General features: G+C 72.8%; 12 protein-coding genes. 7 read left to right on the top strand and 5 right to left on the bottom strand.

Features of this window, described 5'->3' with window-relative positions:
- The first annotated feature begins 79 nt into the window (after positions 1 to 79).
- From DMA15_RS32865 to DMA15_RS32855, 3 genes are read left to right on the top strand one after another with little or no spacing between them, the layout of a single operon-like run.
- The gene (locus DMA15_RS32865; RefSeq protein WP_206302981.1) at positions 80 to 955 is read left to right on the top strand and encodes a CoA transferase subunit A; all 876 of its coding nucleotides are present in this window, start codon (positions 80 to 82) and stop codon (positions 953 to 955) included.
- Positions 952 to 1,734: a CoA-transferase gene (locus tag DMA15_RS32860; RefSeq protein ID WP_125516320.1), complete on the top strand. Its 783-nt coding sequence runs from the start codon at positions 952 to 954 to the stop codon at positions 1,732 to 1,734. The genes DMA15_RS32865 and DMA15_RS32860 overlap by 4 nt, the downstream gene beginning before the upstream one ends.
- Positions 1,735 to 1,751: 17 nt before the next feature.
- The gene (locus tag DMA15_RS32855; protein ID WP_125518157.1) at positions 1,752 to 2,813 is read left to right on the top strand and encodes a nitronate monooxygenase; all 1,062 of its coding nucleotides are present in this window, start codon (positions 1,752 to 1,754) and stop codon (positions 2,811 to 2,813) included.
- Positions 2,814 to 3,003: 190 nt separating this feature from the next.
- Here the strand turns inward: DMA15_RS32855 and DMA15_RS32850 are convergent, their stop codons facing one another.
- From DMA15_RS32850 to DMA15_RS32835, 4 genes are all read right to left on the bottom strand, one after another.
- Positions 3,004 to 5,649, bottom strand: a complete 2,646-nt coding sequence (locus tag DMA15_RS32850) for a tetratricopeptide repeat protein (protein ID WP_125516319.1) — start codon at positions 5,647 to 5,649, stop codon at positions 3,004 to 3,006.
- 160 nt (positions 5,650 to 5,809) lie between these two features.
- Positions 5,810 to 6,967: an acetyl-CoA C-acetyltransferase gene (locus DMA15_RS32845; protein WP_125516318.1), complete on the bottom strand. Its 1,158-nt coding sequence runs from the start codon at positions 6,965 to 6,967 to the stop codon at positions 5,810 to 5,812.
- A 46-nt stretch (positions 6,968 to 7,013) separates the two neighbouring features.
- A complete protein-coding gene (locus DMA15_RS32840) occupies positions 7,014 to 7,601 on the bottom strand; it encodes a TetR/AcrR family transcriptional regulator (RefSeq protein WP_125518156.1) in 588 nt (195 codons plus the stop codon).
- A gap of 120 nt (positions 7,602 to 7,721) precedes the next feature.
- On the bottom strand, positions 7,722 to 8,540 hold the full coding sequence (locus tag DMA15_RS32835; protein ID WP_125516317.1) for an SDR family oxidoreductase: 819 nt from the start codon (positions 8,538 to 8,540) through the stop codon (positions 7,722 to 7,724).
- A gap of 174 nt (positions 8,541 to 8,714) precedes the next feature.
- Here DMA15_RS32835 and DMA15_RS32830 point away from each other — a divergent pair, with 174 nt between their 5' ends.
- The 4 genes from DMA15_RS32830 to DMA15_RS32815 all read left to right on the top strand — a co-directional run bounded on the left by DMA15_RS32830 (position 8,715) and on the right by DMA15_RS32815 (position 13,487).
- Positions 8,715 to 9,893 carry an acyl-CoA dehydrogenase family protein gene (locus DMA15_RS32830; protein WP_125516316.1) on the top strand — a complete coding sequence of 393 codons (1,179 nt, stop codon included), beginning with the start codon at positions 8,715 to 8,717 and terminating at the stop codon, positions 9,891 to 9,893.
- Positions 9,893 to 10,879 carry an acyl-CoA dehydrogenase family protein gene (locus tag DMA15_RS32825; RefSeq protein WP_125516315.1) on the top strand — a complete coding sequence of 329 codons (987 nt, stop codon included), beginning with the start codon at positions 9,893 to 9,895 and terminating at the stop codon, positions 10,877 to 10,879. Before DMA15_RS32830 ends, DMA15_RS32825 begins: the two co-directional genes overlap by 1 nt.
- A gap of 332 nt (positions 10,880 to 11,211) precedes the next feature.
- Positions 11,212 to 12,396: an anhydro-N-acetylmuramic acid kinase gene (locus DMA15_RS32820; RefSeq protein ID WP_125516314.1), complete on the top strand. Its 1,185-nt coding sequence runs from the start codon at positions 11,212 to 11,214 to the stop codon at positions 12,394 to 12,396.
- Between the two features lie 146 nt (positions 12,397 to 12,542).
- Entirely contained in the window at positions 12,543 to 13,487 is a 945-nt protein-coding gene (locus DMA15_RS32815; RefSeq protein WP_125516313.1) for a DUF2510 domain-containing protein, read from the top strand.
- 207 nt (positions 13,488 to 13,694) lie between these two features.
- Here the strand turns inward: DMA15_RS32815 and DMA15_RS32810 are convergent, their stop codons facing one another.
- Positions 13,695 to 14,279, bottom strand: coding sequence for a TetR/AcrR family transcriptional regulator (locus DMA15_RS32810; RefSeq protein ID WP_125516312.1), 585 nt, complete (start codon positions 14,277 to 14,279; stop codon positions 13,695 to 13,697).
- Positions 14,280 to 14,400 lie beyond the last annotated feature (121 nt).

Raw genomic sequence — 14,400 nt, 5'->3', positions numbered from 1 at the left:
ACGGACGGCCTCGGCGGCGACGGGTGAGGCATGGGCAGGCATGGGGGCGACGGGTGAGGTGCGGGCAGGCATGGGGGCGATGGGTGGGGTGCGGCCGGGCAAGGTGATGACGCCCGACGAGATCGTGGGGCGCCTGGAGAGCGGGATGACTCTCGGCATCGGCGGCTGGGGCTCGCGGCGCAAGCCGATGGCACTGGTGCGCGCGCTGCTGCGGTCCGATGTCACGGACCTGACCGTCGTGTCGTACGGCGGCCCGGACGTCGGTCTGCTCGCCGAGGCGGGCCGTGTCCGCAAGCTGATCACGGCGTTCACGACCCTCGACTCGATCCCCCTGGAGCCGCATTTCCGCGCGGCACGCGAGCGTGGCGCCCTCGAACTCGTCGAGCTGGACGAGGCGATGTTCATGCAGGGCCTCACCGCGGGCGCCCAGCGGCTGCCGTTCCTGCCGATCCGCGCGGGCCTCGGTTCGGACGTCATGCGGGTCAACCCCCGGCTGCGTACGGTCACTTCGCCGTACGAGGACGGCGAGGAGCTGGTCGCCGTGCCCGCCCTGCGCATGGACGCGGCGCTGGTGCACATGAACCGCGCCGACCGTTTCGGCAACGGCCAGTATCTGGGCCCCGACCCCTACTTCGACGACCTGTTCTGCGAGGCCTCCGACAGCGCGTACGTCTCGTGCGAGCGGATCGTCGACTCCGGGCAGCTCACCGCGCACGCGGCGCCCCAGACGATGCTGATCTCCCGGCACGCGGTGACGGGCGTGACCGAGACGCCCAAGGGCGCGCACTTCACGTCCTGCGCGCCCGACTACGGCCGCGACGAGCCCTTCCAGAAGGCGTACGCCACCGCCGCGGCCGACCCCGAGGCGTGGGGCGCCTTCCGTGACCGCTTCCTCGCCGGCACCGAGCAGGACTACCAACTGGCCGTCCAGGCCTGGCACAAGGAGCAGCGATGACGCAGACCGGTGCGACGAGGGGGCGGACCACCACCCGTGCCGAGTACTGCGTGGTCGCCTGCGCCGAGGCCTGGCGCGGCGACGGCGAGATCCTCGCGTCCCCCATGGGCACGGTCCCGGCCATCGGGGCGCGCCTGGCGAAGCTGACCTTCGCCCCCGAGCTGCTGCTCACGGACGGCGAGGCGCTGCTGATCGGCGATGTGCCTGCCGTGGGCGCCGCGTCGAGCGTGACGGAGGGCTGGCTTCCGTACCGCAGGCATCTGACGATGGTGATGGGCGGGCGGCGGCACGTGATGATGGGCGCCAGCCAGATCGACCGCTTCGGGAATCAGAACATCTCCTGCGTCGGCGACTGGGAGCGTCCGCGGCGGCAGCTGCTCGGCGTGCGAGGCGCCCCCGCCAACACGATCAACAACCCGGTGAGTTACTGGATCCCGAGGCATTCGACACGGGTCTTCGTGGAGAAGGTCGACATGATCAGCGGTGTCGGTTACGACAGCGCGGCCGCCGCGGGGCCTTCCGCGACCCGCTTCCACGATCTGCGCCGCGTCGTCTCCGACCTCGGCGTCTTCGACTTCGCGACGCCGGATCACGCGATGCGGCTGGTCTCCCTGCACCCGGGCGTCACGCTCGGCCAGGTGCGCGAGGCCACCGGTTTCACCCTCGCCGTGCCGGAGGACGGCGTCCCGTGCACCCGCGAGCCGACCGACGAGGAGCTGCGGCTGATACGGGACGTGGTGGACCCGCGAGGCCTGCGCGAGCGCGAGGTGCGCGCGTGACGGCGGGCCCGCCCGTCATCGAGACCCCGCTGACCGAGCTGGTCGGGGTGCGGCACCCGATCGTGCAGACCGGGATGGGCTGGGTGGCGGGCCCCCGCCTGGTGACGGCCACGGCGGGCGCGGGGGCGCTCGGCATCCTGGCCTCCGCAACCATGACGGTCGCGCAGCTGCGGGCGGCCGTGCGCGAGGTCAAGTCCCGTACGGACGCGCCGTTCGGGGTCAATCTGCGGGCCGACGCGATGGACGCGCGGGACCGCGTCCGGATCATCGTCGAGGAGGGGGTGCGGGTCGCGTCCTTCGCGCTCGCGCCGTCGAGGGAGCTGATCGCCGAGTTGAAGGACGCGGGCGTGGTGGTGATCCCCTCGGTCGGCGCGCGAAGGCACGCGGAGAAGGTCGCCGCGTGGGGCGCGGACGCGGTGCTCGTGCAGGGTGGCGAGGGCGGCGGCCACACGGGCGAAGTGGCGACGACGGTACTGCTGCCGCAGGTCGTCGACGCGGTGGACATCCCCGTCATCGCGGCGGGCGGGTTCCACGACGGACGCGGCCTGGTCGCCGCGCTCGCCCACGGCGCGGCGGGCGTGGCCATGGGTACACGCTTCCTGCTCACGTCGGACTCACCGGTGCCGGACGCGGTCAAAGCGCGCTATCTGGCAGCCACGGTCAAGGACATCACGGTCACCACGCGCGTGGACGGCCTGCCGCACCGGATGCTGCGCACGGAGCTGGTCGCCGCCCTGGAGCGGTCGGGCCGGATCGCTTCGTCGGCCCGGGCGGTGCGGCACGCGGCGGCGTTCCGGAAGGTCTCCGGGCTTGGCTGGGTGCGGATGGCACGGGACGGCCTGGCGATGAAGCACGGCAAGGACCTGACGTGGAGCCAGCTCCTCCTCGCGGCGAACACCCCGATGCTGCTCAGATCGGCGATGGTGGACGGCCGCCCGGAGGCGGGCGTGATGGCCGCGGGCCAGGTGACGGCCCTGATCGACGACCTCCCGTCGTGCGCGGAGCTGGTGGAGCGGGTGATGGTGGAGGCGGGGGAGGTGATGGGCAGGTTGAGACGGCTGGGCTGGGACGGGGGCTGAGGACGAGGTCCGGGGAGGGCTAAAGCTCAGGCCCGTGGGCCGAAGCCCGGGCCCGGGCGACGTGCACGGCTAGGCCCAGGGGGCCTGGATTCAGCCCGTCCGGCGATTGAGGACCGGGGTCCGGGGCAGAGCCCCGAGGCGTCAGCATCGGCACCGCCCGGCGGACCGGCGGGCCCAACCGAAGGCGCCTTCACCCCCGCCCCAGGGCCAACCGCGCCTGCGCGACAAGCCCATCCGCCCCACAGCTCCGCGCCAACGCAAGCCCCCGCTCCAGATCCGGCGCGGAACCGGCGGCGATCCCGTACTCCACCCGGGCCACCGCGTGCTCGTACGCGCAGGGCGAGGCCTCCAGATAGGTGGCGGCCTGACGGTAGAGGGCGATGGATCGCGCCCCGCTCTCCAGGGCGGCGGCACACCGCAGCGCCTCGCCGATCGCGGTGTCCGTGCCGAACCGCTCGGCCTGCATACGGGCGTCGGAGACGAGGTGGGCGGCCCGCCTGGGATCCTCGTGGGCCAGGGCGCGGGCGAGGTCGTAGGCCCACGGCGCGAGCACGGTGTTGTACTGGCCGCGCGCGGTCAGCGCCTTCGCCGTCGATTCCAGTTCGGCGAGGCCCTCGCTCGTGCGCCCGAGGGCGAGCAGCAGCCTGCCGCGTACGCAGGGGGCGTCGGGCACGTAGATCGTGGAGGCGGAGGGCGGCGCGAAGCCGTAGCGGTCGGCGATCGCGCCCGCCTCGTCGATGTGCCCGCGCGCCAGCAGCGTGTCGACGAGCATGCTGGCGGCCTCCCAGTGCATGGGCAGCCCCTGGCCGACGCGGTCGGCGAGGCGCAGGCTCTCGCGCAGGGAGCTCTCGGCGTCGATCAGCCGCCCGCGCCTGCGGTACACATAGCCGAGGAAGGCGTGCGAGAGGGCGAGATGCCCGCCGCTCCAGCCCGCTGTCTCGTACGCGCGCACGGCCTCGGTGAACAGGCTCTCGGCGCGGTCGAGCCGGTCCGCGAAGGCGTACGAACCGCCGAGCATCAGCCGGAGTTCGAAGCTCCATTCCGTGTCGGTCCAGCCGAGGCCGGGCGCGAGGCGGCCGTTGACGAGGGCGCGGTCGCACAGCTCGACGACCAGCTCCGCGTTCTCGCCGCGGGTCATGGCGTCGAAGGCGCGCAGGATCAGCAGGGCGCGTTCGGAGTTGTCGCGGCCGCTGAGCGGACCGGCGAGCGCGGCGAGCCGCCGTGACCGTCCCGGCGAGTCCTCCTCGCCCGCGTGGATGCCCTCCCACATGTAGTGGACGGCTTGCAGGCGCAGCCGGGCGGGTCCTTCGTCGAGGCGCTCCACCTCCTCGTCGATGGCGCGCAGGCCCTCTTCCAGTTGGTCGTTGTGGACGAGGGCCTGGGAGAGGCGGCAGACCGCGTCGACCCGCAGTTCCTGGTCGAGGCCGCGCATGGAGAGCGCTTCGCGCAGATGCCTGATGGTGGTGGCGGGCAAGGTGAGCAGCGTGGCGCAGCCCAGTTCGTAGAGCACGCGCGCGTGGATCTCGGGCAGCGGTGGTTCCTTCAGTGCCCGCTCCAGACAGCGGCGGGCCGCTTCGGGCGCGCCGACCGCGAGGTGTTCGGCGGCGGCCCGGCGCAGCTGCTCGACCACTTCGGGGTCGTCCTCCGGATGGACCTCGAGGAGGTGCCGGGAGGCGGCCGCGGGGCTCCGGCCGTCGTGGGTGACGACCGCGGCGGCCACGCCGTGCAGGGCGGTGCGGGTCGCCCCGGGGATGGAGCGGTAGACCGTGCTGGCGATCTGCGGGTGGACGAACTCCAGGCCCTCCGCGTCGCGGATCAGGATGCGCGCGGTGCACAGGCGTTCCGCGCACGCCTCGGCGGTGGCGCGGGACATTCCGGCGAGCCGGGTGACCGTGTCGAGGGAGATGGCGGTGCCGAGGATGGCGGCCGCCCAGGCGAAGCGGGTGACATCGGTGCCGAGGTCTTCGAGGCGGGCGATGAGTCCGTGGCCCTTGGCCGTGCGGTTGAGGGCGCGCAGCGCGTCCGCCGAGCTCTCGACCGGTTCCAGTTCGCTGTCCTGGACCTTGGCGAGGAGTTCGACCGACTCGTACGGATTGCCGCCGGTGACCGCCCACACCTCGCGGCAGAAGGGGGCGTCGGCGTGCTCGCCGAGCGTGGCGCGGGTGAGGCCCGCGGCGGCGTCCGGGGTGAGGGCGCGCAGGGTGCTGAAGGTGCGGGCGGTGGCGGTGACCTCTGCCAGGTGGCGTGCGCCGCCGTCCTTGGCCTCGCCGGGCCGGTGTGCGATCACGACGAGCACGGGCAGTTCGGCCAGCCGCTGGGCGAACGCGGCGAGCCAGTGCAGCGTCTCCTGGTCGGCCCAGTGCGCGTCGTCGATGAGCAGGGCGAGCGGCCATTTCAGCTGGGCAAGGCGGGAGACCGCTTCGACGAGGCCTTCGCAGACGGCTTTCGGGTCCGCCTGGCGTCCGCCGGGCTCGACCACGCCGAGGGCCGGGCCCGCGATCTCGTACCAGTCGCCGAGGTATTCGCGTGCCTCGTCGGGTGAGAAGGAGACCAGTTCGGGCTGGAGGAGCTGGCGTACGACGTTGAAGGGGACGGAGGTGACCGCCTCGCCGCCGCGTGCCGACCAGACCGTGGCGCCGTGGGCCTCGGCGATGCGGCGCACTTCGGCGAGCAGCGCGGTCTTGCCGATGCCGGCCTCTCCGCTGAAGGCGAGCAGGCCTCCCCCGCTCGTCGAGTCCGCGCACAGCTCCTCGACGGCCTGGGTCACCGCGGCGAGTTCGACGTCGCGCTCCCAGAGTGGGGCCACGGCGGCTCCTCCGGGCCGTCCATGCGTCATCGCGCTACCTCCCGGGGTCGCTCAATCGACGTACAGAAGTCGAGACTAGCCGGGTCGGGGCCGCTGTGGAGCGCGGTCGGCGCAGGTACTCCCACAAGGGGTGAGGGGGAGTCCGTTTCCTGTGCGCGGCTGGGGCTCCCGGGGGCGTACGAAGGGGCGGTCAGAGGCGTTCGATGATCGTCACGTTGGCCTGGCCGCCGCCCTCGCACATCGTCTGGAGCCCGAACCGGCCGCCTGTGCGCTCCAGTTCGTGCAGGAGGGTCGTCATCAGTTTCACGCCGGTCGCGCCGAGGGGGTGGCCGAGGGCGATCGCACCGCCGTTGACGTTGACCTTCTCCGGGTCCGCGCCGGTCTCCTTCAGCCAGGCCAGGACGACCGGCGCGAACGCTTCGTTGATCTCGACGAGGTCGATGTCGCCGATGGTCATGCCGGTCTTCTTGAGCGCGTGCGCGGTGGCGGGGATCGGCGCGGAGAGCATCCGGATGGGGTCCTCGCCGCGCACGGCAAGGTGGTGGACACGCGCGCGGGGCGTCAACCCGTGTTCCCGCACGGCGCGTTCGCTCGCGATGAGCAGTGCGGCGGCGCCGTCCGAGACCTGTGAGGAGCAGGCGGCGGTGATCGTGCCGTCCTCCAGGACGGGTCTGAGGCCCGCCACCTTCTCCAGGGTCGTGTCGCGGCGCGGGCCTTCGTCGGTGGTCACGTCGCCGTACGCGACGAGTTCGCGGTCGAAGCGGCCCTCGTCGATGGCGCGGACCGCCCGCAGGTGGGAGCGGAGGGCGAACTCCTCCATGTCGCGGCGGGATATGCCCCACTTGGCGGCGATCAGCTGCGCGCCGTGGAACTGGTTCACGGGCCGGTCGCCGTACCGGGCGCGCCAGCCCTCGCTGCCCGCGTACGGGCCCTCGGTGAGGCCGAGCGGTGCGGCGGCCTGCCGGGAGGCGAAGGCGATGGGGATCATCGACATGTTCTGCGTGCCGCCCGCGACGACGAGGTCCTGGGTACCGGACAGGACGCCCTGCGCCGCGAAGTGCATGGCCTGCTGGGACGATCCGCACTGCCGGTCGATCGTCACGCCGGGGACCTCTTCGGGCAGTCCGGCGGCGAGCCAGCTGGTGCGGGCGATGTCCCCGGCCTGCGGCCCGACCGTGTCCAGGCAGCCGAAGACGACGTCCTCCACGGCGGCGGGGTCGATGCCGGTGCGCGCGACGAGGGCCTTGAGGACGTGGGCGCCGAGATCGGCGGGGTGGACCCGGGAGAGCCCTCCCTGGCGCCTGCCGACGGGGGTGCGGACCGCTTCGACGATGTAGGCCTCGGCCATGACTGCGTACTCCTCGGTCGTGGACGCCGTGGGACGGCGCGCCGCTCTACGTGCGTACGGAGATGCCGTCCAGGACCATCGACAGGTACTGGCGGGCGATCTCCTCGGGGCTGTGGCCGCCGCCGGGGCGGTACCAGGACGCGGCGACCCAGACCGTGTCGCGCACGAAGCGGTAGGCGAGCCGGATGTCCAGGTCGTCGCGGAAGACGCCTTCCGCGACGCCTCGCTCCAGCGTCGTCAGCCAGGCCTTCTCGAAGCGCTGCTGCGAGTCGGACAGGTACTGGAAGCGCTTCTGGGCGACGAGGTGCCTGGACTCCTTCTGGTAGATCGCGACGGCGGCGCGGTGCCGGTCGATCTCCCGGAAGGACTCGGTGACGAGCGCTTCAAGCGTCTCGCGAGGGCCGAGCTGGGCCTGGAGCACGGAGTCGTACCCGTCCCACAGCTCGGTGAGGAAGGTGCGGAGGATCTCTTCGAGCATCGACTCCTTGGAATCGAAGTGGTAGTAGAGGCTGCCGGCGAGCATGCCGGCGGCGTCGGCGATCTTGCGGACCGTGGTGGCGTTGTAACCCTGCTCGGCGAAGACGTCGGCGGCGATGCCGAGGAGTTCGCGTCGGCGCTCGGGCGAGGGACTCACCTGCGGCTTCTTCTTGCCGGCGGTCTGCTTCGGTGCGCCGGTGCGCTGGTTCGGTTCGTTGGTGCGCTGGTTCGGTTCGCTGGCGCTCTGGTTCGGTTTCGACACACGGTCATTCTCCGCCTAGGCGTGCTGGCTGCTGACCGAGACCGTCTCGCCCGTCATGTACGAGGAGTAGCCGCTGGCCAGGAAGACGATCACGTTGGCTATCTCCCACGGCTGCGCGTACCGCCCGAAGGCCTCGCGGGCGGTGAGCTGTTCGAGCAGCTCGGGTGAGGTGACCTTCGCGAGGTGGGGGTGGACGGCGAGGCTCGGCGCCACCGCGTTGACCCGGATGCCGTGGGGGGCCGCCTCGATTGCCGCGCAGCGGGTGAGGGCCATGACTCCGGCCTTCGCGGCGGCGTAGTGCGCCTGGCCCTCCTGCGCGCGCCAGCCGAGCACCGAGGCGTTGTTCACGATCACCCCGCCGTCGACGCCGTCACCGCCCCGGTCGACGCCACCGCCGGGAGGGTCCGCCCGCATGCGGCGCAGGGCGGCGCGCGTGCACCGGAACGTGCCGTTCAGCGTCACGTCGATGACCTTGCCCCACTGTTCGTCGGTCATCTCGGCGAGCGGGGCCGTCCCGCCGAGGCCCGCGTTGTTCACCACGATGTCCAGACGGCCGTGGCGCTGCTCCGCCAGCTCGAACAGGTCCTGGACCTGCGCCTCGACGGTCACGTCACACGGGACGCCGTCGATCCGGTCCGCCCCGAACTCCTCGGCGAGCGCGGTCACCGCCTCCTTGGTGCGGCGGGAGTGGGCGTCACCTATGACGATGCGCGCACCCTCCTCCAGGAAGCGGCGCGCGGTGGCGCCACCGATGCCCGCTCCGGCCGCCGCCGTGATCACGGCGGTGCGCCCCGCGAGCAGGTCGTGTCCCGGCGGGCAAACGGGTGCGTCCATGGGCGGCCCTCCGGCTCGGTGCTGCGTTCCGACTTATGGCTTTCGGTTTTCGGCTTCTGGCTTCTGAACTTCCGGCCTGACGGCTACTGACCCTCGACTCTTTGACTGCCCACACGGTAACCTACCAAACACTTGTTAGGGAAGTGTGGGAGAAGAACTCTGGGAGGTGGGCTGATGGACCTCGACTTCACCGCCGAGGAAGGGGAGTTCCGGCAGCGGGCGCGTGACTGGCTCGCGGCGCACGTACCGGCCGCGCCGCTGCCCTCCCTGGAGACCGAGGAGGGTTTCGCGGCCCACCGGGAGTGGGAGCGCGAGCTGGCGGCCGACCGCTGGTCGGTGGTGTCCTGGCCCGAGGAGTACGGCGGTCGGGGCGTCGACACCGTGAAGTGGCTGGTGTTCGAGGAGGAGTACTACACGGCGGGCGCCCCGGGCCGGGTCTCGCAGAACGGCATCAGCCTGCTCGCGCCGACGCTCTTCGACTTCGGCACCGCCGCACAGCGCGCGCGGGTGCTGCCCTCCATGGCGACCGGCGAGGTGATCTGGGCACAGGCCTGGTCGGAGCCGGAGTCGGGCTCCGATCTGGCGTCGCTGCGCTCCACCGCCCGCCGCACGGACGGCGGTTGGCTGCTGAGCGGGCAGAAGACGTGGTCGTCGCGGGCCGCGTTCGCCGACCGCGCGTTCGGGCTCTTCCGCAGCGAGCCGTGCGACACCGGTGCGGGCGCCGCGGGCAAGCCGCACCGGGGGCTCACGTATCTGATGTTCCCGCTCGACGCGGACGGGGTGACGGTCCGCCCCATAGGCCGCCTGGACGGCAAGCCCGCCTTCGCCGAACTCTTCCTCGACGACGTCTTCGTGCCCGACGAGGACGTGATCGGCGAGCCGGGCCAGGGCTGGCGTATCGCCATGGCGGCCACGGGCGACGAACGCGGTCTGACGCTGCGCTCCCCCGGCCGCTTCCTCGCCGCCGCCGACCGTCTCGCGCGGCGGTGGCGGGCGCGGGGGGACCCGGCGGACACCGCGCTGCGCGACCGGGTGGCCGACGCCGTCATCGGGGCGCGCGCCTATGAGTTGTTCACCTGGGCCTGCGCGTCGCGCTCCGCGGCCGGGGAGACGCTCGGCGCCGAGTCCAGCCTCAACAAGGTCTTCTGGTCGGAGTACGACATCGCGCTGCACGAGACGGCGCTGGATCTGCTGGGCGCCGAGGGCGAGCTGGCCGACGGCACGGCGGCCGGGCAGGACTGGATGGAGAGGTACGTCTTCTCGCTCGCCGGGCCCATCTACGCCGGGACCAACGAGATCCAGCGCGACATCATCGCCGAGCGGCTGCTCGGACTGCCGAAGGGACGCCGCTGATGAGGTTTCTCCTCGACGACGAGCAGCGCGATTTCGCACGCTCGCTCGACGCGATGCTGGGTGCGGCGGACACGGTGACGGCCACGCGCGCGTGGGGCGAGGGCGACCACGGGCCGGGGCGCGCGGTATGGGCGCGGCTCGCGGACGCGGGGGTGTTCGCGCTGCCGGTGCCGCGGGCGTACGAGGGACTTGGCCCGCTGCCCGTCGAAACGGCTGTCGCCTTCGTGGAGTTGGGTCGGCACGCGGTGCCGGGTCCTGCCGTGGAGACGGTGGCGGCCGAAGCGCTGCTCGCGCGCCTGGCGGAGCTGGGCGAGCCGGAACCGGCCAAGCGGTTCCTGCCTTCGCTCGCCTCGGGGGCGGCGTGCGCGACGCTGACGCTGCCCGAAGGGGGGCCGTACGCGCTCGACGCGGAGGAGGCGGGCCTGGTCTTCGCCGTGGCCGACGGTGAGCTGCGGCTCGCACCCGGGCACGCGCGCGTGCGCCGGTCCCTCGACCCCGCTCGGCGGCTGGCCGCGCCGCTGCCCGGCGGTGAACTGCTCGCCACCGGCCCCGCCGTGGCCGCCGCGGCACGGCACGCGACGGACTGGGCGGCGCTCGCCACGGCCGCGCAGGCGCTCGGCGTCGGGCTGGCACTGCTCGACAGGACGGTGGCGTACGTGAAGCAGCGCCGCCAGTTCGGGACACCGATCGGGTCGTTCCAGGCCGTCAAGCACCGGCTGGCAGACGTCCTGATCCGGCTGGAGTTCGCCCGGCCCCTGGTGCTCGGCGCCGCGCTGACCATGGCGCCGGGGGACATCGCCGCCGCCAAGGTGACGGCGGCCGAGGCGGCATACGGGGCGTCCCGCGCCGCGCTCCAGCTCCACGGGGCGATCGGGTATACCGCGGAGTTCGACCTCTCCCTGTGGCTCACCAAGGCGCGGGCGCTGCGCGGGGCGTGGGGGGACCCGGGGGTGTGGCGGGGCCGGGCCCTCGCGGGGTGGGGGTGAGGTGGGCCCTGGCCCAGCTGAGAGGTGACGGGGGTCCATACCGAAGAGAGAGGTGACGTGGGTCCTCGCCGAGTGAAGGGGCGAGCGCGACGCCAGGCGGACACGCGGCGCAGAGGGCGGGCGCTCGGCGCACGGCCCGCGCGGGAGACGCACCCCGCGCCTCGGCCACGGCCGGGCGCGCCTCCCGCGCTCCCGTGAAGCGCGCTGAACCGGCCGAGCGGGGCCGGTACGCGGCTGCACCCCGTGCCGCGTTCGGGGAAGACGCGCCACCCGCCTCCCACGGGATGCGATGATCAAGCTCATTGGTGAGCCGACCGAGAAGGAGGCCCCACGTGCGCGTGATCGGGCTCATGTCAGGGACCTCGTACGACGCGATCGACGCGGCAGCGGCCGATCTGACCCTCGACGGGGACCGTCTGACGCTCACCCCTCTCGGGCTGATCAGCCGTGGTTACGACGAAGGGCTGCGCGCCTCGCTCGCCGCCGCGCTGCCGCCCGCGACCACCACGCTCGCCGACGTCTGCCGCCTGGACACCGCCATCGGCCGCGCCTTCGCCGCCGCCGCGGTCGAGGCGGACCGCGAACTGTGCGACGGGCGGGCGCAGTTGGTCGCCTCGCACGGTCAGACGGTCTACCACTGGGTGGCGGAGGGGCAGGTGCACGGCACCCTCCAGATCGGCCAGCCCGCCTGGATCGCCGAGGCCACGGGGCTCCCGGTGGTCGCCGACTTCCGCCCACGCGACATCGCGGCGGGCGGCCAGGGCGCGCCCCTGGTCAGCCTGGTGGACCGGATGTGGCTGAGCGGCCGCCCCGGCGCTCCCGCCGCGCTGAACCTCGGCGGCATCGCGAACATCACCGCCGCCGACGGCACGGCCTTCGACACGGGCCCCGCCAACGCCCTGCTCGACGCCGCGGTGAGCGAGGCGACGGGCGGCCGCCTCGCCTACGACATGGACGGTGAGCTGGCCGCCCGGGGCACGGTTCACACGGCTCTCCTCGACCGTCTCCTCGCCGAGCCGTATTACGCGCGTCCGGCACCGAAGACGACGGGCAAGGAACTCTTCCATCTGCCGTATCTGCGTACGGCGTTGAAGGGGTACGAGGCCCTGCCCACGGAAGACGTCGTCGCCACGCTCACCCGCCTCGCCGCCCGCACGGCCGCCGACGCCGTCCGCTCGGTGAGGGCGTCGGAGGTCGTCGTCTCCGGCGGGGGCACGCGCAATCCGGTGCTGATGGCCTTCCTGCGGGCCGAGTTGGGGGGCGGCATCCCGGTGCGCTCCTCCGACGAGCTGGGGCTGCCGTCCGCGGCGAAGGAGGCGTACGCCTTCGCGGTCCTCGGCTTCCTTACCCTGCACGGCCTGCCGGGAACGGTCCCGACGAGCACGGGGGCACGTCACGCGAGCGTGCTGGGCTCGATCACACCGGGGCGCGGGGGCATGCCGTGGCCCGAGGCGATCCCCGAGAAGGACGCCCCGACCCGGCTGGTCCTCAACGGCCATGGAAGCCGGGGACGGTAGGCCACCGCCGTCCTGCCGATCGCCTCGCCGGTCGCCCGCGGCGCTGGACGCGAGGGCGCCGAGTGCCAAGAGCGATCGCCCGTTCGTCTCGCCTTTGACGCCCCCCTCTCATGCCGCTTTCACGCGGGGCTCATACTCTGGCGCCCATGACGCAGATGACTCCCCCAGGCTGGTACCCCGACCCCGGCCAGACCGCCGGCGGTCCGCCCACCGAGCGCTGGTGGGACGGGAACGTATGGACGGATCAGGTGCGCGCCGCCGCGGGCACGCACGCGTATCCGACCCAGTCGGCCTTTCCGGCCCATCCGGGGCAGGACCCCGCGCCACGGCGCGGCCTGCGCGTCGCGATAGCCGTCGGCGTGGTGCTCGTCGTCCTCGCCGGGATAGGCGGCGGCGTGTACGCCCTGACCGCCGATGACGACGGGGGCGAGGGCGACTCCGCGGCCAAGGAGCCGTCGGCCGGCGCCCCGAAGGACCCCGGCAACCCGAGGACGCCCGACGCACCGCGCTCCCCGGACGGCTCGCAGGACCCGAAGTCCCCGGAACAGGACTCCGGTTTCGCGAACGACTCGGTGAACGGCATCAAGATCCCCGTACCGGACAACTGGCTCGGCGTGCCCACCAAGTTCGGCGCCGCGGTCCAGACGGAGCCGATCCCGTGTCCCGGCAATCCCGAGGAGCAGTGCACGCGCGGCAGCGCGTACTCCCAGCCCGCCGAGAAGCTGGACATCGACGCCAAGACGCCCGAGGCGGCCGCCAAGGCGGACATCAAGCGGAACGCGAAGCAGGGGTACGGCGGCAAGACCTACGGCCGCATCACCTCGCACAAGGTGCTGGCCTCGAAGCCGATCACCGTGGCGGGCCAGAAGGGCTACCACGTCCGCTGGAAGGCCATCACGCAGAAGAGCGACGACGGCTACGTCGAATCGCTCGCCTTCCCCTCCCCGGCCGACAAGTCGAAGCTCGTCATCATCCGCATGGGCATCGACGACAACGACCAGGCCCCTTCGCCGTCCACCATGGACAAGATCGTTAAGGGCATCGAGGCGGGGCCGACCGGCGGCGGCGCGGGAGCCGGGCAGGACGTGTAGCACGCGTCACCGCGCGAGCCGGGCGAGGCACGCGCGCGGTGTGCACGCCCCAGGGGCCGGGCGGGGTGTGTACGCCCCAGGGGCCGGGCGGGGTTCCTCGCCGCTCAGGAGGAACCCCGTCCGGCCCGGGGGTGCGCGCCGCCCCCGTCCCCACGGTGCGGCGCGGGCAGGCCCGAGTCCCGTCATCCACCGGACTCGGGCCCACGATCAGGTGAGGCCGAGCGCGGGCAGCACGCAGGCCTCGACGAAACGGGTCAGATAGGCGCCGTCGGCGTGCGCGCCCTCGAGGATCGGCCTCGCCCGCAGCACGCCGAACAGCTGCACCGTGACGAACTCCACCGCCGGGTGCCCCTCGGGGATCTCGCCGCGCTCCACGCCGCGCCGGATGATCACGTCCATGGCCTGCAGCTCCGGCTCGACCAGGGTCTCGCGCAGCACCCGTTGCAGGTCCACGTCCTGGAGGACCGCGTGGCTGAGCGCCTGGACCAGCATCGTGTCCCGCCCCGACTGCTCGCCCGCGGCCCGGGCCGCCTCGCGCAGGTCCCCGGCGAGGCTGCCGGTGTCGATTCCCGCGAACCGCACGCAGCGGTTGGCCCGCAGCGCGGCCGCCACGAACTGGGGCTTGGTCTTCCACTGGCGGTAGAGCGTGGACTTGCTGCACCGGGTGCGGGCGGCCACGCCCTCCATGGTCAGAGCCTCGTAGCCGCATTCGCGGAGCTGGTCGAGGACGGCGTCGTAGAACTCCTGCTCACGCTCGGGCGTGATCTTCGAGCGACTCGACGTCGACGTCATGGCTCTTCCCCTCGGTACGGCGGCCGGATCAGCGCGATCGGCCCTCTTCGATACGCCAGTGTACCGGTACGCCGTCGTATCGGTACACTGACGTATCGGTACATTGTCGTATCGATGAGCG

It is taken from the genome of Streptomyces sp. WAC 01529 (assembly GCF_003945545.1).
GTDB lineage: Bacteria > Actinomycetota > Actinomycetes > Streptomycetales > Streptomycetaceae > Streptomyces > Streptomyces anatolicus.
This window is presented reverse-complemented; position numbering and strand designations above follow the sequence as displayed.